Source organism: Halorhodospira halophila (assembly GCF_016653405.1).
Lineage (GTDB): Bacteria > Pseudomonadota > Gammaproteobacteria > Nitrococcales > Halorhodospiraceae > Halorhodospira > Halorhodospira halophila_A.
On sequence record NZ_NHSN01000029.1, the window covers coordinates 20218 to 40151 of the forward strand.

Annotated in this window: 16 protein-coding genes; 8 read left to right on the plus strand and 8 right to left on the minus strand. The window is 69.5% G+C overall.

All coding sequences use genetic code 11. The features are described 5' to 3' along the window. Positions 1–10: 10 nt before the first annotated feature. The 4 genes from galU to dapA all read right to left on the minus strand — a co-directional run bounded on the left by galU (position 11) and on the right by dapA (position 6389). Positions 11–904, minus strand: a complete 894-nt coding sequence (gene galU, locus CCR79_RS11665; protein WP_201172918.1) for a UTP--glucose-1-phosphate uridylyltransferase GalU — start codon at positions 902–904, stop codon at positions 11–13. A gap of 99 nt (positions 905–1003) precedes the next feature. After that, the gene (purL, locus tag CCR79_RS11670; protein WP_201172919.1) at positions 1004–4903 is read right to left on the minus strand and encodes a phosphoribosylformylglycinamidine synthase; all 3900 of its coding nucleotides are present in this window, start codon (positions 4901–4903) and stop codon (positions 1004–1006) included. Positions 4904–4905: 2 nt separating this feature from the next. After that, a complete protein-coding gene (bamC, locus tag CCR79_RS13720) occupies positions 4906–5481 on the minus strand; it encodes an outer membrane protein assembly factor BamC (protein ID WP_201172920.1) in 576 nt (191 codons plus the stop codon). A gap of 20 nt (positions 5482–5501) precedes the next feature. Beyond that, positions 5502–6389, minus strand: coding sequence for a 4-hydroxy-tetrahydrodipicolinate synthase (gene dapA, locus CCR79_RS11680; RefSeq protein WP_201172922.1), 888 nt, complete (start codon positions 6387–6389; stop codon positions 5502–5504). 160 nt (positions 6390–6549) lie between these two features. Between dapA and CCR79_RS11685 the strand changes: the two genes are divergently transcribed. Continuing rightward, positions 6550–7077, plus strand: a complete 528-nt coding sequence (locus CCR79_RS11685; protein ID WP_201172925.1) for a glycine cleavage system protein R — start codon at positions 6550–6552, stop codon at positions 7075–7077. 45 nt (positions 7078–7122) lie between these two features. Further along, positions 7123–8457: a PhoH family protein gene (locus tag CCR79_RS11690; protein ID WP_201172927.1), complete on the plus strand. Its 1335-nt coding sequence runs from the start codon at positions 7123–7125 to the stop codon at positions 8455–8457. Positions 8458–8487: 30 nt separating this feature from the next. Here CCR79_RS11690 and CCR79_RS11695 read toward each other — a convergent pair whose 3' ends face one another. Further along, positions 8488–9585, minus strand: coding sequence for an AI-2E family transporter (locus CCR79_RS11695; RefSeq protein ID WP_201172930.1), 1098 nt, complete (start codon positions 9583–9585; stop codon positions 8488–8490). Positions 9586–9688: 103 nt separating this feature from the next. On the opposite strand from CCR79_RS11695, the gene CCR79_RS11700 reads away from it, so the two are divergent. The 3 genes from CCR79_RS11700 to CCR79_RS11710 are packed head-to-tail and all read left to right on the plus strand — an operon-like array spanning position 9689 to position 13027. Next, complete coding sequence (locus tag CCR79_RS11700) at positions 9689–11149, plus strand: M48 family metalloprotease (RefSeq protein ID WP_201172936.1); 1461 nt, start codon at positions 9689–9691, stop codon at positions 11147–11149. 52 nt (positions 11150–11201) lie between these two features. Next, positions 11202–11987 (plus strand): poly(R)-hydroxyalkanoic acid synthase subunit PhaE, encoded by a 786-nt coding sequence (locus tag CCR79_RS11705; protein WP_201172939.1) that lies wholly within the window; start codon positions 11202–11204, stop codon positions 11985–11987. Beyond that, positions 11987–13027 carry an alpha/beta fold hydrolase gene (locus CCR79_RS11710; RefSeq protein WP_201172949.1) on the plus strand — a complete coding sequence of 347 codons (1041 nt, stop codon included), beginning with the start codon at positions 11987–11989 and terminating at the stop codon, positions 13025–13027. Before CCR79_RS11705 ends, CCR79_RS11710 begins: the two co-directional genes overlap by 1 nt. A gap of 368 nt (positions 13028–13395) precedes the next feature. Here the strand turns inward: CCR79_RS11710 and phbB are convergent, their stop codons facing one another. Next, positions 13396–14142 carry an acetoacetyl-CoA reductase gene (gene phbB, locus CCR79_RS11715; RefSeq protein WP_201172951.1) on the minus strand — a complete coding sequence of 249 codons (747 nt, stop codon included), beginning with the start codon at positions 14140–14142 and terminating at the stop codon, positions 13396–13398. 264 nt (positions 14143–14406) lie between these two features. Continuing rightward, positions 14407–14937: a polyhydroxyalkanoate synthesis repressor PhaR gene (phaR, locus tag CCR79_RS11720; protein ID WP_201172965.1), complete on the minus strand. Its 531-nt coding sequence runs from the start codon at positions 14935–14937 to the stop codon at positions 14407–14409. Between the two features lie 142 nt (positions 14938–15079). Between phaR and CCR79_RS11725 the strand changes: the two genes are divergently transcribed. Continuing rightward, complete coding sequence (locus CCR79_RS11725; RefSeq protein WP_201172968.1) at positions 15080–15925, plus strand: HDOD domain-containing protein; 846 nt, start codon at positions 15080–15082, stop codon at positions 15923–15925. Here the strand turns inward: CCR79_RS11725 and pabB are convergent. Continuing rightward, positions 15909–17237, minus strand: coding sequence for an aminodeoxychorismate synthase component I (pabB, locus tag CCR79_RS11730; RefSeq protein WP_207190385.1), 1329 nt, complete (start codon positions 17235–17237; stop codon positions 15909–15911). The two genes, CCR79_RS11725 and pabB, sit on opposite strands and share 17 nt — an antisense overlap. A gap of 134 nt (positions 17238–17371) precedes the next feature. Here pabB and CCR79_RS11735 point away from each other — a divergent pair, with 134 nt between their 5' ends. Next, positions 17372–19105, plus strand: a complete 1734-nt coding sequence (locus tag CCR79_RS11735; protein WP_201172974.1) for an AMP-binding protein — start codon at positions 17372–17374, stop codon at positions 19103–19105. Between the two features lie 83 nt (positions 19106–19188). Beyond that, entirely contained in the window at positions 19189–19932 is a 744-nt protein-coding gene (locus CCR79_RS11740) for a YebC/PmpR family DNA-binding transcriptional regulator (RefSeq protein ID WP_201172977.1), read from the plus strand. The last annotated feature ends 2 nt before the right edge of the window (positions 19933–19934 follow it).

The following is a 19934-nucleotide window of genomic DNA, read 5'->3' on the forward strand; positions in this document are numbered from 1 at the left end:
CGGGAGCCGCTCAGGCGTCGTCCCCCAACCCTCTGACATAGTCCCGGAAATCCGGGCCGAGCTCCGGGTGCTCGAGCCCGTAGGCCACGGTAGCCTGCAGGTAGCCGAACTTGCTGCCGCAGTCGTAGCGCTCGCCGGCGTACTCGTAAGCGTACACCGGCTCCTCGGCCATCAGCGAGACGATGGCGTCGGTCAGCTGGATCTCGCCGCGGTGATCGGGGCGGGTCCGATCCAGGTGGTGGAAGATGTTGCGCGAGAGGATATAGCGCCCGACCACCGCCAGGTTGGACGGCGCCTCGGCGGGGCTGGGCTTCTCGACCATGGCGCTGACGGCGGTGACACCGTCGCCGACGGTCTCGCCCTCGACGACGCCGTACTTGTCCGTCTCGGCCTGCGGGACGCGCTCGACGCCGAGCACCGAGCCGCCTCGCCAGGCCGCCACTCCGGCCATTTGGGCCAGGGCCGGGGCGTCGTCGCCGGCATTGATCAGATCGTCGGCGAGGATGACGCCGAACGGCTCGCGACGACCGACCGCCGGCCGGGCACAGGCCACGGCGTGACCGAGCCCCAGGGCTTCGCCCTGGCGGATGTAGATGCAGCTCACCCCCTTAGGCACAGTATCCTTGACCAGCTGGAGGAGCTTCTCCTTGCCCTTGGCCTCGAGCTCCCGCTCAAGCTCGGTGGCGGTGTCAAAGTGATCCTCGATGGCGCGCTTGGTGCGGCCGGTCACAAAGACGAGGTACTCGGCCCCGGCGGCCACCGCCTCCTCCACCGCGTACTGGATCAGCGGCTTGTCGACCACCGGCAGCATCTCCTTGGGACTGGCCTTGGTGGCCGGCAGGAAGCGGGTGCCGAGCCCGGCAACCGGGAAGACAACAGTTCGGATCGGGTAGTTGGCGCTCAAGATTCGACCTCCTGACGTTGTTCGGTCTTTCCCTGTCCGGCGGCCGGCCGGCCCCTGCGCTCCGGCCGGCGGCGCTACCGGATAAGGTACGGGCCGATCTCAGCCAACCCAAGCCCGCGCGTTGCGGAACATGCGCAGCCAGGGGCCGTCCTCGCCCCACTCGGGCGGATGCCAGGAGTACTGCACGCTCCGGAACACCCGCTCGGGGTGCGGCATCAGGATCGTCGCCCGGCCGTCGTCGCTGGTGAAACCGGTCATCCCCCCGGCCGAGCCGTTGGGATTGGCCGGATAGGCATTCGCCGGCCGGCCGTCGCCGTCGATGTAGCGCAGCACCGGCCGGGCCGCCGCCGCGTCGCCGGCGCTGAAGTCCACCCGACCCTCGCCGTGGGCCACCGCCAGCGGGAGGCGCGAGCCGGCCATGCCGCGCAGCAGCACCGAGGGCGAGTCCACCACCTCGACCAGGGCCAGACGCGCCTCGAACTGCTCCGAGCGGTTGCGCACGAAACGCGGCCAGGCCCCGGCGCCGGGGATGAGATCGCGCAGATGGGCGAGCATCTGGCAGCCGTTGCACACGCCCAGGGTGAAGGTATCCGGACGGTGGAAGAAGGCCTGGAAGGCCTCCCGGGCGCCGTCGTGGAAGCGGATGCTCTTGGCCCAGCCGCCCCCTGCACCGAGGACGTCGCCGAAGGAGAAGCCGCCGCAGGCGGCCAACCCGTGGTAGCCGGTCAGGTCGTCGCTGCCGCCGAGGATATCGCTCATGTGGACGTCTACGGCCTCGAAACCGGCGGCATGGAAGGCCGCAGCCATCTCCACGTGGCCATTGACGCCCTGCTCGCGGAGCACCGCCACGCGAGGCCGCGCTCCGGTGGCGATGTACGGGGCCGCCACATCCTCGGCCGGATCGAAAACTGCCTGCGTAGCGGTCAGGCCGGGATCGTCGCTGTCCGGGATGGCGTCGAAGGCCTCGGCGGCGCACTCGGGGTCGTCGCGCAGAGCCTGCATCCGGTAGCTGGTCTCGGCCCAGATCCGCTGCAGCTCCCGCCGGGGCCGATCCAGCAGCGCGCCCCCCGCGCCGTGGACCACCACTCGATCGTCCGCACGCGGCTGCCCCAGCCGGCGCACCCGGACGCCCTCCGGAGCATCGGCGGCGGCGGATTCCAGGGCATCGGCCTCGGCAGCGGTCAGCTGCAGGACCAGGCCGGGCTCCTCGCTGAAGGCGGCAGACAGGAGCCCGTCCGGGCCCTCGCCGGAAACGGCGTCCAGATCCACCTCGAAACCGCACCGCCCGGCGAAGGCCATCTCGCAGAGGGTGACCAGCAGGCCGCCGTCGGAGCGATCGTGACAGGCCAGGATGCGCCCCTCGGCGAGTAGGTCCTGTACGTGGTCGAAGGCCCAGCGCAGCGCCGCCGGGCTGTCCAGATCCGCCGGGCGTTCGCCGATGCGACGGTAGACCTGCGCCAGGGCGGAGCCGCCGAGACGATGCCGCTCGCCGCTGAGTTCCAGCGCCACCAGAACGGTGTCCGGCTGCGGCTGCAGCTGCGGCGTGACCGCCCGGCGCACGTCGGCAACCGGGGCGAAGGCAGAGACCACCAACGAGACCGGCGCCGTTACCGAGCGCTGCCCGCCGGCTTCCTCCCAGACCGTGCGCATGGACAGCGAATCCTTCCCCACCGGGATGGCCACCCCCAACTCCGGGCAGAGATCCCGACCCACGGCGGCCACCGTGTCATACAGCGCGGCGTCCTCGCCGTCGTGGCCGCAGGCAGCCATCCAGTTGGCGGAGAGGTTCACCGCAGCAAGCCGCCCCACCCCGGCAGTGGCCAGGTTGGTCAGGGCCTCGGCCACGGCCAGCCGACCGGAGGCCGGGGCGTCGAGGATGGCCACCGTGGGCCGCTCGCCCACCGCCATGGCCTCGCCGGCATAGCCGCGATAGTCCGAGACGGTGACCGCGCAATCGGCCACCGGCACCTGCCAAGGGCCGACCATCTGATCCCGCACCACCTGCCCAGTGACGGTCCGATCGCCGATGGTAATGAGGAACTCCTTGGACGCGACGGCGGGCAGCTGCAGCACCCGCTCCAGCGCCTCGACCACGGTCACCCCGCCCAGATCCAGCGGCGCTCCGGCCACAGCCCGGCGGCGGACATCGCGCAACATCTTGGGTGGTTTGCCCAGGAGCAGCTCCATGGGCAGGTCCACCGGCGTGTTGTCGAAGTAGCCGTCGCCGACGACCAGCTCGCGGGCATCGGTGGTCTCACCCACCACGGCGTAGGGGCAGCGCTCGCGGGCGCACAGCGCCTCGAACTCGGCCAGCCGCTCGGGGTCCACAGCCAGGACGTAGCGCTCCTGGGACTCGTTGCACCAGATCTCCAGCGGCGACATGCCCGGGTCGTCGATGGGGATCGTACGCAGCTCGACGCGCCCGCCGCGGTCGGCATCGTCGAGGATCTCGGGGATGGCGTTGGACAGGCCGCCGGCGCCCACGTCGTGGATGGAATGGATCGGATTGCCGTCGCCGCGGGCCGTGCAGGCGTCCAGCACCCCTTGCGCGCGCCGCTGCATCTCGGGGTTGTCGCGCTGCACCGAGGCGAGATCCAACGCCTCGTCGCCGCTGCCGCTGGCCACCGACGAGGCCGCCCCGCCGCCCAGCCCAATGAGCAGGGCCGGTCCGCCCAGCACCACCACCGGCGTCCCCGCAGGCAGATGGCGCTTATGGACGTGATCGTCGCGGATGTTGCCCATGCCGCCGGCGATCATGATCGGTTTGTGGTAGCCACGCACCTGCTCGCCGCCGCCGGCCGCCGGCGCGGCGAGCTCCAGCGTGCGGAAGTAGCCGCTCAGCGCCGGCCGCCCGAACTCGTTGTTGTAGCCGGCTGCCCCCAGGGGGCCATCGAGCATGATCGCCAGCGGCGAGGCGATCCGCCGCGGCCGGGCTTCCGGGCCTTCCCACGGCTGCTGAAAGCCGGGGATGCGCAGATTGGACACCGAAAAGCCGGTCAGCCCCGCCTTGGTGCGACCACCGACGCCGGTGGCCGCCTCGTCACGGATCTCGCCGCCGGCACCGGTGGCGGCACCGGCGAACGGCTCGATCGCGGTCGGGTGGTTGTGGGTCTCGACCTTCATCACCAGGTGAGCCGGCTCAGGGTGTTCGCGGTAGCATCCGTCGGCCCCGGCGTGCAGGCGCCGGGCCTCGAAACCGGCGGCCACGGCGGCATTGTCGCTGTACGCCGAGAGCACGCCACCGGGGCTGGCCTCGTGGCTGCGGCGGATCATGGCGAACAGCGACTGCGGCTGCGCCTCACCGTCGATGACCCAGTCGGCGTTGAAGATCTTGTGCCGGCAGTGCTCCGAGTTCGCCTGGGCGAACATCATCAACTCGACGTCGGTGGGGTTGCGCCCCAGGCCGTCGTAGCTCTCGAGCAAGTAGTCGATCTCGTCCTCGGCCAGCGCCAGACCCAGCTCGGCATCCGCCCGGGTCAGCGCCTCGCGCCCGCCGCCAAGGACGTCGACCTCGGCCACCGGGCGCGGCTGGCTGTCCCGGAACAGCGCCTCGGCCTCCTCCGGGCCGTCGAGCACGGCATCGGTCAGCGGGTCGTGGATCGCCGCAACAACGGCCTGACGCGCAGCCCCGGTCAGGGGGCCGTCGCTGATGATGCGAAACAGTGTGCCACGCTCGATACGCTCGACATCGCTGAGCCCACAGTTGCGGGCGATGTCCGTAGCCTTGCTCGACCACGGCGAGACGGTGCCGGGGCGCGGCACCACCAGAAGCGTGGTTACCTCGCCGTCGGCACCGGCCGGCGCCGGGTAGTCGGCCCCGTAGTCGAGCAGCTGCAGCAGAACCTCGTGCTGCGCTTCGGAAAGGGGCCGTTCAGTGGCCACGAAGTGGCAGTGCATGGCGTCGACGGCGTGCACCGCCGCACAGGCGGTGCGCAGCTCGTCACGCAGCTTGTCGAGGCGGAAGGGGGAGAGGGCGCGTTTTCCGGGAATCTGCAACATGGTCAGTAGAGCTGGCGATCGAGCAGGGTCAGCAGCCGTTCGGCGACCGCTTGTGCGGCCGGCTCGCCGTCCTCGTCGAGGACCCTGGCCACCACCTGCCCGTCCTCACGGGCGATCTGGATACGGAAGCGCTGCGGCGCGGTGTCGATGCGCTCGGCCCCGCCGAACCAGCGCGCGAACAGGCCGGGCTGCTCGATCTCCTCGTCCGCCCGCGGCTCGTAGCGGATCAGGTAGTAGAGCTCGTCGCGCTGGCGCTCGAGCACGGTGAAATCCAGACGATTGAGCGCGGCGCCGGTACCGGTCCAGGCCTGATTGATCCCCATCCCCAAGGCGAGCCGCGGATCGCCGTCGACCTCGGTGAGCCGCGAGGGGATGGTGCGCTCGACGTCCACCGGCAGCTCCTCGTCGGCGTCCGGCTCCGCGGCCGGCGGCTCCGCTGCGGCGGGGTCCGGCTCACCGACCAGATCCGGCGGGATGACCAGGTGGTCGGGGTACTCGGCCTCGTCGCGGGTCAGCGGGTCGGTGGCACAGGCGCCAAGCAGCCCGGCGGCGAGCAGCGCCACCGGGAGCCAGCGCACGCCCCTGGCGGTCGCTCCCCTCACAGCAGACCGGCGTCGATCATCGCCTGCCGGACCCGCGCCTGACCGGCGTCGGTCAAGCGGGTCATGGGCAGCCGCATACCCGAGTCGGCCATGCCGAGCTGCTCCACCGCCCACTTGACCGGCACCGGGTTCGGCTCGCAGAACATCGCCTGGTGCAGCGGCGTCAACCGCTCGTTGATGGCCTCGGCGCTCTCCATGTCGCCACTCAGCGCGGCGGCGCAGAGCTCGCGCATCTGCCGCGGCGCCACGTTGGCGCTCACCGAGATGACCCCCTTGCCGCCGACGCGCATCATGCCCAGCGCGTTGAAGTCGTCACCGGCGAAGACATCCAGCCGATCGCCGCAGAGCCGGATCACCTCCTCGGCGCGCTCGACCGTACCCTGCGCCTCCTTGAGGCCGACCACGTTGGGCAGATCGGCCAGGCGGGCGACGGTCTCGGGGAGCATGTCGCAGCCGGTGCGCCCGGGCACGTTGTAGAGGATCTGCGGGATCGGCACCGCCTCGGCGATGGCCGTGAAGTGCTGGACCAGCCCCTCCTGGGTGGGCTTGTTGTAGTAGGGCACCACCAGCAGCGCCGCGTCACAGCCGGCTTCCATCGCGCTGCGGGTCAGCTCGATGGCCTCCCAGGTCGAGTTGGCGCCGGTGCCACCGATGACCGGGATCCGGCCCGCAGCGGCCTCCACCGTGGCGCGGATGACGTCCCGGTGCTCTTCGTAATCGAGGGTGGCCGACTCGCCGGTGGTGCCGACGGCCACGATGGCGTCGCTGCCCTGCTCGACGTGGAATTCGACGAGCTGCTTGAGCGCCTTCTCGTCCACGGCGTCCCGAATTCCATCCTGCGCCTTCATCGGGGTGACCATCGCCACCATGCTGCCGCGGAACATCACCACCTCCGTCATCGGTCTCGAGTCAGATCGGCAAGGGACTCATGGTACTAAGCGGGGTGCGCGGCGCCAAGCAAGGATGACGCCGGGCGGCGCGCCCCATCCAGGCCAAGTTCCGTGCTAGACTGCCGCCGCACACCCAAGCAGGGCGAGCAGTGCGATGCACAACCTGATGGTCATCACCGCCCTCGGGCACGACCGCCCGGGCATCGTGCGCGAGTTGGCCGGCGCGGTTACCGAAACCGGCTGCAACATCGCCGACAGCCGCATGAGCGTGCTCGGCGGCGAGTTCGCCATGATCCTCATGGTTTCCGGGCGCTGGAACGAGTTGGCCAAGCTCGAGACCAGCCTGCCCCACTCGGCGCGGCGTATGGGCCTGGAGATCCATATCCAGCGCACTGAGCCGGCTAGCACCGGTGAGCAGCTGCTGCCTTACTCGGTGGAGGTCGTCGCCCTCGATCACCCGGGGATCGTCGCCGAGCTCGCCAACTTCTTCGCCACGCGCGAGATCAACATCCGCGACATGAACACCGCCAGCTACGCGGCGGCGCACACGGGCACTCCGATGTTCTCGGTCTACCTGACCGTGGACGTCCCGGCCGGCGTACACATCGCCAGCCTGCGCGACGAGTTCATGGACTTCTGCGACCAGTTCAATCTGGACGCCATCATGGAGCCGGCCAAGTAGCCGTCGCCCCGGAACAAGCAACCCCGGCACGGGGATGAAACCGCCATGAACCAGCCGCTCGCCGAACGCATCTACGTGCTCGACACGTCGGTCCTGGTGCACGACCCGACCGCACTGTTCCACTTCGAGGAGCACGACGTCTGCCTGCCCTCGGCGGTGCTCGAGGAACTCGACGCCGCCAAAGAGGGGCTCTCCGAGGTGGCGCGCAACGCCCGCCAGGTCAGCCGCTTCCTCGACGACCTGCTCGCCGGCCACACCCCCGGCTCTCTGCACGACGGCGTCGCCCTGGGCAGCGGCGCCCCGGGCGAGCCGTCCGGGCGGCTGTTCTTCGAGACCGAGGGCCACGGCCGCGGCGACTCGGCCATCCTCGCCGCCGCCGGACGTTTGCGCGAGGGCCGGGCGCAGACCCCGGTCCTAGTCTCCAAGGACATCAACCTGCGCATCCGCGCCCAGGTGGCCGGCATCGCCGCCGAGGACTACGAGAGCGACCGGGTCATCGACGACGTCGATCTGCTGCCGACGGGCGTCGAGGCCATCCCGGCGGACGTGTGGCAACGGGCCCGCGCCCACGAGCGCGGCTACCGGGTACCGGTGCCCGAGGACACCGTGTGGCGGGTCAACCAGTGCCTCTACGCCGAGGACGGCTTCGAGGGTGTGGTGCGCGGCTTCGAGGACCGGCACGCCGTGCTCGCGCCGGTGGCCGATTTCCGCGAACGCAACGCGGTCTGGGGTGTCCGGGCCCGCAACCGCGAGCAGAACTTTGCCCTGCACCTGCTCATGGACCCGGAGATCGACCTGGTCTCGCTGCTAGGCGCCGCCGGCACCGGCAAAACCCTGCTCACCCTGGCCGCCGGACTGGCGCAGACCATGGACCAGGGCCGCTACCGCGAGGTGATCGCCACCCGGGCCACCGTGGCCATCGGCGAGGAGATCGGCTACCTCCCGGGCACCGAAGAGGAGAAGATGACCCCCTGGATGGGGGCGCTGATGGACAACCTGGAGGTGCTCAGCGCGCCGGACAGCGGGCTTGGCGGCGACTGGGCGCGGGCGGCCACCGCCGACCTGCTCCACTCCCGGGTGCGCATCCGCTCGATGAGCTTCATGCGCGGGCGGACCTTCCTGGAGAAGTTCGTCATCCTCGACGAGGCGCAGAACCTCACCGCCAAACAGATGAAAACCCTGATCACCCGGGCCGGCCCGGGCACCAAGGTGATCTGCCTCGGCAACATCGGCCAGATCGACACCCCCTACCTGACCGAGAGCACCTCGGGGCTGACCTACGTGGTCGACCGCCTCAAGGACTGGCCCCACAGCGGCCACGTGACCCTGCGTCGGGGCGAGCGCTCGCGGCTGGCCGATTACGCCTCGGACGTCCTCTGACCCGCCGCGGCCACGGGGAACCCGCCCGGCTCAGGGCACCAGCTCCTCCTCAACCCCCGCGGACTCTTCATCCGGCGGTTTGCGCCGTCGCACCCAGGCCTTGATGATCGCCTGGATGAAGGTGGCCAGCGGGATGGCGAAGAAGATCCCCCAGAACCCCCAGATCCCGCCAAAGACCAGGATGGAGACGATGATCGCCACCGGGTGGAGGTTGACCACCTCGGAGAAGAGCAGCGGCACCAGCACATTGCCGTCGAGGACCTGAATGATCGTGTAGGCCACCAGGACGTAGACCAACTCCTGACTGACCCCGAAGTGGAAGTAGGCGATCAGCGCCACCGGCACGGTCATCACGAAGGCGCCGATATAAGGGATGATCACCGACAACCCGGTGGCCACCGCCAACAGCATGGCGAACGGCAGACCGAGGACCGAGAACGTGATGTAGGTCACCGCCCAAACGATCACGATCTCGATGAACTTGCCGCGGACGTAGTTGCCGATCTGCTGATCGACGTCGAGCCAGACCTCCGAGGCGAAGGCGCGGTGGCGCGGCATATGGTTGCTGACCCACTGCAGCAATAGCCGCTTGTCCTTGAGCAGGAAGAAGACCAGGAAGGGGACCAGCACGGCATAGATGACCAGGGTGCCGAGGATCATCAGCGACTGCACGGTCACCGAGGCCACCACCCGCTGCCCCAGATCGGTGATCTCGCGCCGGGCGGTATCCAGCATCTCGCGGATCTGAGCCTCGGAGAAGAGCTGCGGGTAGTGTTCGGGCAGCTGCAGGAGCAGCATCTGCCCCTGGGCGAGGATCGCCGGCAACTGATCGACCAGCTGCCCCACCTGGCGGTAGAGCAGCGGGATCAGCGCGAATAGCACCAGGATCAGGAAGGTGGTGAGGAAGAGGATCACGATCACCACCGCCAGCATCCGGGGCACCCCAAAGCGCTCGAACGCCCGCACCACGCCCTCGAGCAGATAGGCGATGACCACGGCGGCGATCACCGGCGCAAGGATGCTGCCAAGCATCAGCAGCGCCCCTAGGCCGACCACCATGAGGATGATGAAGGCAGCGATCTGAGGATCGTTGAATGTGCGGCGCAGCCAGCTACGTATCAGCTCCAAGGGCGCATCTCCTTCGCGGATCGCGCATTGATGATAACGTAGCGGGATCATCCTTGCGCCCGCGGGAACTCGCATCCGCGGCGACCGGTCTCATCATATAACCATGCTCGATCGCCTCCTCCGAACGGCCTCGGCCCTGCTGCTGGCTGCGCTACTGCTCACCGCCCCGGCCCTGCAGCCGGCCCAGGCGGACGGCGTCCAGCTGCCGCAGCTCGGCGTACCCGGCGCCGAAGCCCTGCCCGTGCACAAGGAACGCGAACTCGGCACCGAAATCATGCGCCAGGTCCGGCAGCACCTGCCGCTGCACGAGGACCCGGAGACCAACGAGTACCTGCAGAACCTCGGGCAACGCCTGGCGGCGCACAGCAACGAGCCGGGGTTCGGCTACAGCTTCTTCCTGGTCGAGGACGACCAGATCAACGCCTTCGCCCTGCCCGGCGGGTTCATCGGGCTGCATACCGGGCTGATCCGCGAAACCCGCACCGAGAGCGAACTCGCCGGCGTGCTCGCCCACGAGATCGCCCACGTCACACAGCGCCACATCGCCCGGCAGTACGCCCAGTCGCAGCAGCTCAATCTGCAGACCGCCGCCGCGGTCCTGGCCGCCATTCTGGTCGGCTCGCAGAACCCTCAGGCAGGCAGCGCCGCAGCCATGGCCGGCATCGCCGCCCCCATCCAGCAGCAGCTGAGCCACTCCCGCGCCCACGAGCAGGAGGCCGACCGGGTCGGCCTGCACAATCTGGTCGCGGCGGGTCTCGACCCGCACGGCATGCCCGGATTCTTCGAGCGTCTGGCCGAGGCCTCCCGCTTCGCCGAGGATCCGCCGGAGTATCTCAGCACTCACCCGCTGACCGAGCGGCGCCTCAACGAGGCGCAGCGCCTGGCCGAACGCCTCGAGGGTGGCGCCATCTATGAGAGCGGCCACCACGCCTTCATCCGCGCCCGGCAGCAGGTCTTCACCCACGAGGACCGCAGCACCAGCGCGGTGGCGTTCATGCAGGACCAGCTGCGGCGCAGTGCCGACAACCCGACCGCGCGGGCCGCCGCCCTCTACGGCCTGGCCCTGGCACTCTCCCGCGAGTCGGGCCAGCACGCCCAGGCCCTGGCACTGCTCGACAGCCTCAGCGCCATTGAGGGCGAGCGGCTCTACGTGCTCCTCGGCCGCGCCGAGATCCTGCGCGCCGCCGGCGACACCGAGCAGGCGCTGGCCACCTACCGTGAGGCCCGCTCCCTCTACCCGGGCAGCTGGGCCACCACCTACCGCCTGGCCGAGACCCTGCTGGCGACCGACGACGCCGAACAGGCCCGCCGGGTGCTGGCCCGCGCCGCCCGCGGGTCCGGCGGATCGCCGCAGCTGCTCCGCCTGCTCGCCGACGCCGCCCACGCCTCCGGGCGCGAGGCCGAGGGCTACATCGCCCTGGCCGAGCACTATCGCGCCCGCGGCGAGCAGAACCTGGCCGTGGCTCAACTGAACAACGCCATTCGCCACGCCGGCGAGGATCGCTACCAGCGCGCCCGCGCCGAGGCGCTCAAGGAACGCTGGACGCAGCGCAGCGCGGACTAGCCAGTGGTTCCGCGGACTTAGTAGACTGCCGCGGCACCCTGGGAGCGCGCTAATGGCGTCCGGCGAAGCCTTCGACAGCGACTGGATCCTACGCATGAACGATGCCACGCCCGTCGGCGTGCTTTGGCGCGCGCTGGAGGCCGACGGTGGCACGCCGGGGCCGGCCTGCGCGGCCGCCTTCGGCAGCCTGCGCGCCCAGCTCGACACCACCCTGGCCGGCCTGAACACCGTGCCCGGCGCGGCCAGAACAGGCGACCCCCCCGAAGACGAACACCCCAATTGGCTGGCGCCGTGGCTGCAGACCCTCGCCCGGCTCGGCCCCTGGCAGCACGGCCTCGAGCGCACCCAGGGACTGCAGATCGCCCTGGACCGCTACCTGCACGCCCACGCCCAGTGCGCCCGGATCCTGCTCGAATCGGCCCGCACTGGGCTCGACACCCTGGAGCAGCACCTGCAGACAGCCGCACAGGACCCACAGCAGTCGCTACCGGAGAGCTACCGGGCGCTTTACGAGTGGTGGCTGACCGACAGCGAGGCCTGCTACGAGCAGACCCTGGCCTCACAGCAGTGGGCCTCGGCCTTCGGCCGGCTGACCAACGCCACCACCGAGCTCGTCGGCCGCTACCAAGAGCAGCTCGACACCGGGCTGCGCACCCTGGACCTGCCCAACCGGGATGACTTCCTCGATACCCAGCGCCGCCTGGTCGAGCTCGAGCGCGGCCAGCGCCGCACGGCGCAGGGCGACGAGCTGGCCGCCCTGCGCGAAGAGGTGGCACGCCTGCGCGAAGAGGTGAAGGCCCTGCGGGCCGAACGCACAGCAGGGCGACGGGAGCAGTGATGGCCGAGAACCCACCCGACAGCGGCCTGACCGACTGGCAGCGCCGCCTGATCGAGACCCTCGAGCAGGGGGCCGAGCTACCCGTGGACACCCGGGGCGCAACCCCCTTCACCCTCCACGCCGAACCGGGGCCGGGCATGCACCTGCGCCGCTACGCCCCGGCGCGCAGCACCGGCCAGCGGCCGGTGCTCATCGTCTACTCGCTGGTCAACCGCCCCTTCATCCTCGACCTCACCGAGCGCCGCTCGCTCATCGCCGCCCTGACCCGGGCCGGCCACCCGGTCTACCTCCTCGACTGGGGCTACCCGAAGGGCGCCGACCGCTTCCTGGGCCTGGCGGACTACATCGACGAGTTCCTTGCCGCGGCGGCCGCAGAGGTGGCCACCAGCGAGGGCGCCTCCCCCGACCTGCTCGGCGTCTGCCAGGGCGGCGTCTTCGCGCTGTGTCTGGCCGCGCTGCAGCCGCACCGCGTCCACCGGCTGGTGAACCTGGTGACCCCGGTGGACTTCCACACCCCCGGGGACAACCTCAGCCGCATGGCTCAGGAGGTCGACTTCGACCAGGCGACACAAACCCTCGGCAACATCTCGGCGGAGTGGCTCAACGGCGTGTTTGTCGCCCTCAAGCCCTACCGCCTGCTCGCCCAGCGCTACATGGACCTGCCCGAGCTGGCCGGCCACCCGGAGGCCCTCCACGACTTCCTGCGCCTGGAGCGCTGGATGTACGACAGCCCCGACCAGGCGGCCACCGCTTTCGCCGAATTCGGCCGCGAGTGCTACCAGCGCAACGGGCTGCTGCGTGGCACGCTGACCCTTAACGGCCGGCCGGTGCACCTGGGCAACATCGAGCACCCGACCCTCAATGTCTACGCCGAACAGGACCACCTGGTCCCGGCCGATGCCGCGCGCGCCTTGCGGGACCACATCGGCTCAACGGACTACGGCGAACTGGCCTTTCCCGGAGGGCACCTGGGCGTGTTTATCAGCCGCCGAGCCCACGCCGAACTCCTGCCACGGATCGTGGCCTGGCTGGCGGAGTAGACGCCGATGATGCAGCGCCGCATCGAGAATGCTTGCAGCCGACGCCCGGCGTCACCACAATCTCCAGCCCATACCGGGTGCGGTTGAGCCGGGGCTGCGCCCAAAAAAAAACCCCCTCAGAGAGGGGGCAAGGAGTTGGCGACAATTGTCTCCGGGGAGGAGACGCCGCCAGGAGGAGACCGGCTAACAAAACTTTGGCTCCTTCAGGAGCCTCACCGCAGGCCCGCTTGGCGCCTGGCCGCCGGAGTCCGGCGCGCCGGGTGGGCCGCGGCATTGTTGCTACGCAACATGATAGCCCCGTCACATTGGGCTGTCAAATACTGCCCGCCCCTGAGCAATCGCTGATCACCGGGGCGGGCCAAACCGGCTCAGAAGCTGCAGAACTGACCACCGTTGACCGGCACATTGGCGCCGGTGATGTAGCCCGACTCGTCCGCTACCAGGAAGCCGATCACCCGCGCGATCTCACCGGGCTCGGCCATGCGGCCCGCCGGGATCTGCGAAACGATCTGCTCGCGCACGTTATCCGGGATCGCCGCCGTCATGCTCGTCGCCACGTACCCGGGTGAGACGGTGTTCACCGAGACACCCTTACGTGCGTTCTCCTTGGCCAGCGCCATGGTGAAGCCGTGCATGCCGGCCTTGGCCGCGGAGTAGTTCGCCTGACCGAACTGCCCGGTCTGACCGTTCACCGAGGCGACATTGACGATGCGCCCGAAGCCGCGATCCCGCATGCCGTTGAGGAACTGGCGCGTGACGTTGAACACGCTGTCCAGGTTGATGTCGATGACATCCTGCCAGTCCTGGTGCTCCATCTTGTGGCAAAAGGCGTCACGGGTGATGCCGGCGAGATTGACCAGCACCTCCACCTCGCCGTAGGCCTGCTTCATCTGTTCGGCCATGCGCTGGCAGGACTCGTAATCCGCCACGTTGCACTCAACGTAGCCGACCTCGTAGCCCTCCTCGCGCAGCTGCGCCTGCCAATCCTCAACGCGCTCCGCCTTGGCGTCCACGCAGGTGGTGACCACGCGATATCCCTGCGCGGCGAGTTCGCGACAGACAGCGGTGCCGATGCCACCGTTGCCTCCGGTTACCAGGGCCAAACGACCTGCCATATCGGTATTCCTCGCTTTTCTGCATTGGACTTGCACGCAGCGGGCGCACGGCCGGATGCCGCGCTGCACCACTTTTGTGCATCGCAGCATATGCTGCGCCTAAGAAGCTTATGCTGCGCCGCAGCGAGTGTCAACGCGGGCCGGCAAGCCCGGCCAACGACGGCGCAGGGCGGAATCTGGAGGGGTTACGGGAGACCTGCGAAATCACCCGGCACAGCGCACCCTGGAAAGCCGGAAAGCCTTGGCGGGGTCAGTTATTCAGCTTTACTGATCCTGGCGGTGGCGACCGGGGCCCCGGTTGGAGGCGGGCGGATCCTCGAACCCGCCGCTGCCTTCCTCGTCACGGCTGCCTTCCTCGTCGCGGCTGCTGTCCATCCCGCTCATCTGGCGCCACAGGGCCAGGTTACGCTCGGCGAACTGGGTCATGATGTTCATGGGGTTATGGTCCATGAACTCGCGGGTACGCTGCTGGAAGACGCGCTGCTGATCCGCCCAGAGCTCCAGGCTCTTCTCCAGATAGCTGGTGAGCATGTTCTGCATGTTGCCGCCGTAGGCCCGGATCAACTGGGCCAACAGCTGGCTGGAGAAGATCGGCTCGCCCTCCTCCTCCTCCTCGCTGATGATCTGGAGCAGGATGCTGCGGGTAATGTCCTCACGCGTCTTGGCGTCGACGACCTGGAAGTCGACACTCTCGAGCACCAGGCGCTTGACGTCGGCCAGGGTGATATAGCTCGAGATCGCCGTATCGTAGAGGCGGCGGTTGGGGTACTTCTTGATGATCCGGGTATCTGACATTCAGGGCCTCCGGCGCGGGCAACCGAACCCTATGCTGCGGTGCGTAGAGTGTCAAGCGAGTTGCTAACATGGGGGAGAACTTTCACGCGGCGCTGGCCCGACCCCCCAGGCTGGCCCCACCGAACCGCAACCGAGGTTTCTCATGGGCAACGCCGACCGGGTGGCCACACTGGAGCGGCTGGGTGATTCCGAGACCCTGCCCGCCCTGCCCTACGTCGCTCACGACATCCTTGTGGCCACCAGCCACAACGAGGTCAACATCAGTGATGTCGCCGAAACCCTGGCCCGCGAGCCGGGCCTGGCGGCGCGCATCGTGGCCATCGCCAATTACGCCTTCTTCTCCCGGCGCGAGACCGTCTACTCGCTCGAGCAGGCGATCATGCGCATCGGGCTCAACCGGGTACGCGTGCTCGCCACCTCGCTGCTGCTCAACGAACTCTTCCGGACCGCCCAGTGCCCACACTTCCAGCTGCAGCGCTATTGGCACGAGGCCCTGGGCACCGCCTTCTGTGCCGCCCGCCTCGCCCCCGATGCCGCGCCGCGCGAGAGCCGCGACGCCGCCTATCTGGGCGGCGTCCTGCACAGCATCGGCCTGCTCCTGCTGGTCCACATCTTCCCGCAGACCATGGATGAGATCCTCGCCGAACATGAGGCGGACCCGGAGCGCTCGCTGGCCGGACTGACCTACCAGGCGCTCGGCTGCGACTACGGCGAGGCCGGCGCACTGCTGTTGCGCGAGTGGTCGATCCCCGAGCCGATCGCCGTCGCCACCGAGAACGCCCACCGCGACCGCTACGAGGGCCCCCACGCGGACCTGGTGGCCACCATCCGGTTCGCCAACGAGTGGCTGCAACGGGGCTTCGATCCGGAGCAGTGCGCCGACGCCCCGCCCATCCCGCAGCGCAAACTCGAACGCGTGAGCACCGCCTGCCGCGAGGAGTACGAGGCCCTGGCAGCCTTCGCGCAGCTGCTCAGCGGCGACGACTGACCGCCGCCGCGGGCCCTCCGCCTTCGGCCAGTGACAGGAAGCCGGCGGCCTTGTCCTCCGTCTCCTGCAGCTCGGCCTCGGCGGTGGAGTCCGCTACCACGCCCCCGCCGGCCCAGTAGGTCATGGTCCCGCCGCGACAGGTGGCGGTCCGAATGGCGATGCTGGTGTCCATGCGCCCGTCCAGCCCCAGGTAGCCGATGGCCCCACAGTAAACACCGCGCGGCCCCGGCTCGAGCTCGGCGATGATCTCCATGGCCCGGCGCTTCGGCGCACCGGTGATGGAACCGCCGGGCAGGCAGTCACGCAGTAGATCGGTGGCACACCGCCCCGGCGCCAGGCGTCCGGTCACGGTGCTGACCAGATGGTGCACGCTGGCAAAGCGTTCCGCCCGGCACAGCGAGGGCACCCGCACGCTGCCCACCGCGCACCCCTTGCCCAGGTCGTTGCGCAGCAGGTCCACGATCATCACGTTCTCGGCCCGGTCCTTGGCACTGCCCAACAGATCACGCCGGGCCGCCGCATCCTCAGCCGGATCGGCCGCCCGCGGCCGGGTGCCCTTGATCGGCTCCGTGGTCACTCCCCCATCGCCATCGAGATGCAGGAAACGCTCCGGCGACAGGCTGAGCACATCGCCCCCGGGGAAGCGCAGCCACGCCGCGAACGGTGCCGACGAAGCGGCGCGCAGGGCGAGGTAGGCGGCCCGCGGATCGCCCCGGTAGGGCACCGAGAAGCGGCGGGCCAGATTTACCTGATAACAGTCGCCGGCGTGCAAATACGCCTGCACCCGCCGGAAGGCGGCGGCGTACCCGTCGGCCTCCGGTTCGCGCCGGAGCGCTCCGGCCGTGGACCACGGCTGCACGCTGCCACCCGCCTCCCGGCGCCGCGCCATATCGGCCAACCAGTCCTCATCGAGGCGCCGCCCCACCGCCATGCTGCAGCCGTGATGATGGTCGGTGATCACCGCCTGCTCGTAGATGCCCACCGCCATCTCGGGCATGCCGGGGTCCGGTCCCCCCACCCCCATCAGCCGCCGCCCCAGATCGTAGCCGAAATACCCCACTGCGCCGCCAGTGAACGGCCAGCGGCCATCGACCGGCAGCGGCCCGAGGGCATCGAGCTCGGCGGCCAGGTGCGCCAGCGGATCGCCGCCGCGGCGCTCTACTCGCCCGCCGCGGCGGATGGTGGTCTGCCCGCCGGCGGCGACCAGGGTAACCGTCGGCCGGGCGACGAGGATGTCGTAGCGCGCTCCGGCGCAGCCACCGTGGCCCGAATCGAGCCACGCCGACCACGCCTCGCCGCCAAGCGCGCGCATGGCCGCGGGTCCATCAGCGATGTACGGCAGGGTTCGGATTCGCAGGGGTGCAGACACAGTGATGGTGCTCCGGACAGATCAGATCGTTTAACCTCACAACGACAAAAAAAACCTACGGTCGACGGAGGAGAACCATGAGCGATCAAGGCGCCGCCGCATTCTACGATGCCCGCCCCTGGGAGCGCTGCTACGGCACCCGTCACGGCACCGACCCGACGCTGCAGGAACTGACCACGGTGGCGGACATCGCCCGGCGGCGGGCCGAGCAAACCCCGCGGCTGCCTGCCTACACCGCCTGCCTGGAGAACGGCCTGCATGCCAGCCTGGATTTCGCCACCGTCGACCGCCTGGCCGACTGCTTCGCCGCCTGGCTGATCGCCGAAGCCGGGATCCGCCCCGGCGACCGGGTGGCGCTCCAGATGCCCAACTCCCTCCCCTACCCGATCGCCGTCTTCGGCACTCTGCGCGCCGGCGCGGTGCTGGTGAACATCAACCCGCTCTTCACCCCGCGGGAGATGCAGCACCAGCTGAGCGACAGCGGCGCACGCGTGCTGGTCATCGTCGATCTCTTCGCCGACAAGCTCTCCGGCGCCCTGACCGGAACCGCGGTCGAGGAAGTGGTGCTGACCGGCATCGCCGACCTCTTCCCCTGGCTCAAACGCGGACTGGTCCACGGCGTGCTGCGGGCCAAGCGCGAGATCCCGGCAGCACCGCCGAACGCCCGCCGGCTCGGGGCGGTCCTGAGCCGCGGCGAACACCTGGGCCCGCAGCCCTGGCCCGAGCGCGGCGCCGACGACCTCGCCCTGCTGCAGTACACCGGCGGCACCACCGGGCTACCCAAGGGCGCAGAGCTGCGCAACCGCAACATCCTCGCCAACCTCGGCCAGATCAGCGCCATGGCCGGCGACGCCATCCGCCCGGGGCAGGACGTGGTCCTGACCGCGCTGCCGCTCTACCACATCTTTGCCTTCACCTTTAATCTGCTGACCTTCCACCACTACGGCTGCCGAAACATCCTCTGCCCCTCGCCGCGACCGGTGGACAAGCTGCGCAAGGCCTTCGAACAGTTCCCGGTCAGCAAGTTCTCGGCGGTCAACCTGCTCTTCCACGGCCTGCTGCAGGCGGAGTGGTTCCGCAACAACCCGCCAAGGCACCTGGATTTCGCCATCGCCGGCGGCACCGCCCTGCACCGCAGCACCGCCGAACAGTGGCGGTCGCTCCTTGGCCACACCCCACTCGAAGGCTACGGACTGACCGAGACCAGCCCGGTCCTGGCGGTGAACCCGCCCCACGGCGAGAACCGCCTGGGCAGTGTCGGGGTTCCACTGCCCGGCACGGATGTGCGCATCGTCGACGACAACGACCAGCCCGTCCCCCAGGGCCAGACCGGCGAGATCGTCGGCCGCGGCCCGCAGGTGTTCGAAGGCTACTGGCAACGCCCCGAGGAGAACCGCCTGGCACTGCGCGGAGGATGGTTCCACACCGGTGACATCGGCTACATGGACAGCGACGGCTACATCCACATCGTCGACCGCAAGAAGGACATGATCGACGTCTCCGGCTTCAACGTGTACCCCAATGAGGTCGAGGAGGCCCTCGCCGAGCACCCGGCCGTGGCCGAGGTCGCCGTAGTCGGCGCGCCGCGGGGCGAGGCGGGCGAAACGGTGGTCGCATTCGTGGTCACGCCCGGCGACGAGGAACTCACCGAGCCGGAGCTGATCGATTTCGCCCGGCAGCAGCTGACCAACTACAAGGTACCCCGGCGGGTGATCTTCCGCGACGCCCTACCCAAATCCGCCGTGGGTAAGCTACTGCGCCGCGACTTGCGCGAGGACGCCCGGGCCGTGATCGAGCCGGCCGCGGCGTAAGCGGCTCCTCGGAGCCAACCCGGCGGGCGTGGTATCCTGACGCGCTCGAGCGACCCCCCGACGAGCAAGCCTGTAGAGGATCCATGGCTGGACACAGCAAGTGGGCCAACATCAAGCGCCACAAGTGGGCGCAGGACGCCAAACGGTCCAAGATCTTCACCAAGCACATCCGCGAGATCACCGTCGCGGCGCGCCTTGGCGGGCCCGACCCGGAGATGAACGCGCGGCTGCGGCTGGCCCTGGACCGCGCCTTCGCGGTGAACCTGCCCAAGGACCGCGCCGACGCCGCCATCAAGAAGGGCGCCGGCCTGGAGGAGGCGGAGGCCTACGAGGAGATCCGCTACGAGGGCTACGGCCCCGGCGGCTCGGCGATCATGGTCGACTGCATGACCGACAACCGCAACCGCACCGTCTCCGAGGTTCGCCACGCCTTCAGCAAGCACGGCGGCAAGATGGGCACCGACAACTCGGTCGCCTATCTCTTTCAGGAGCGCGGTGTGCTGATCTTCGCCCCGGGCACGGACGGCGACCAAGTGCTCGAAGTCGCCCTGGAGGCCGGCGCCGATGACCTGGTAGAGAACGACGACGGCTCGCTGGAGGTGCTCACGACCCCGGAGGCCTACCGGGGCGTGCGCGATGCGCTGATCCTCGCCGGGCTGGAGCCGGCCCAGGCGGACGTGACCCAGCGCCCGGACCTGACCGTACAGGTCGAGGGCGAGAACGCCCGCAGCACCGCCAAGCTGATCGAGCGCCTGGAGGATCTGGACGACGTGCAGCACGTCTACACCAACGCCGACCTGCCGGCGGAGGCCTACGAAGAAGGCTAGGC

Coding starts and splice junctions, on each gene's coding strand:
- CCR79_RS11690 (WP_201172927.1), top strand. CDS start 7,123: ATGAACCAGCCGCTCGCCGAACGCATCTACGTGCTCGACACGTCGGTC.
- phbB (WP_201172951.1), bottom strand. CDS start 14,142: ATGGCAGGTCGTTTGGCCCTGGTAACCGGAGGCAACGGTGGCATCGGC.
- CCR79_RS11725 (WP_201172968.1), top strand. CDS start 15,080: ATGGGCAACGCCGACCGGGTGGCCACACTGGAGCGGCTGGGTGATTCC.
- CCR79_RS11700 (WP_201172936.1), top strand. CDS start 9,689: ATGCTCGATCGCCTCCTCCGAACGGCCTCGGCCCTGCTGCTGGCTGCG.
- CCR79_RS11710 (WP_201172949.1), top strand. CDS start 11,987: ATGGCCGAGAACCCACCCGACAGCGGCCTGACCGACTGGCAGCGCCGC.
- purL (WP_201172919.1), bottom strand. CDS start 4,903: ATGTTGCAGATTCCCGGAAAACGCGCCCTCTCCCCCTTCCGCCTCGAC.
- CCR79_RS11735 (WP_201172974.1), top strand. CDS start 17,372: ATGAGCGATCAAGGCGCCGCCGCATTCTACGATGCCCGCCCCTGGGAG.
- CCR79_RS11740 (WP_201172977.1), top strand. CDS start 19,189: ATGGCTGGACACAGCAAGTGGGCCAACATCAAGCGCCACAAGTGGGCG.
- dapA (WP_201172922.1), bottom strand. CDS start 6,389: ATGTTCCGCGGCAGCATGGTGGCGATGGTCACCCCGATGAAGGCGCAG.
- phaR (WP_201172965.1), bottom strand. CDS start 14,937: ATGTCAGATACCCGGATCATCAAGAAGTACCCCAACCGCCGCCTCTAC.
- CCR79_RS11685 (WP_201172925.1), top strand. CDS start 6,550: ATGCACAACCTGATGGTCATCACCGCCCTCGGGCACGACCGCCCGGGC.
- pabB (WP_207190385.1), bottom strand. CDS start 17,237: ATGCGCGCGCTTGGCGGCGAGGCGTGGTCGGCGTGGCTCGATTCGGGC.
- CCR79_RS11705 (WP_201172939.1), top strand. CDS start 11,202: ATGGCGTCCGGCGAAGCCTTCGACAGCGACTGGATCCTACGCATGAAC.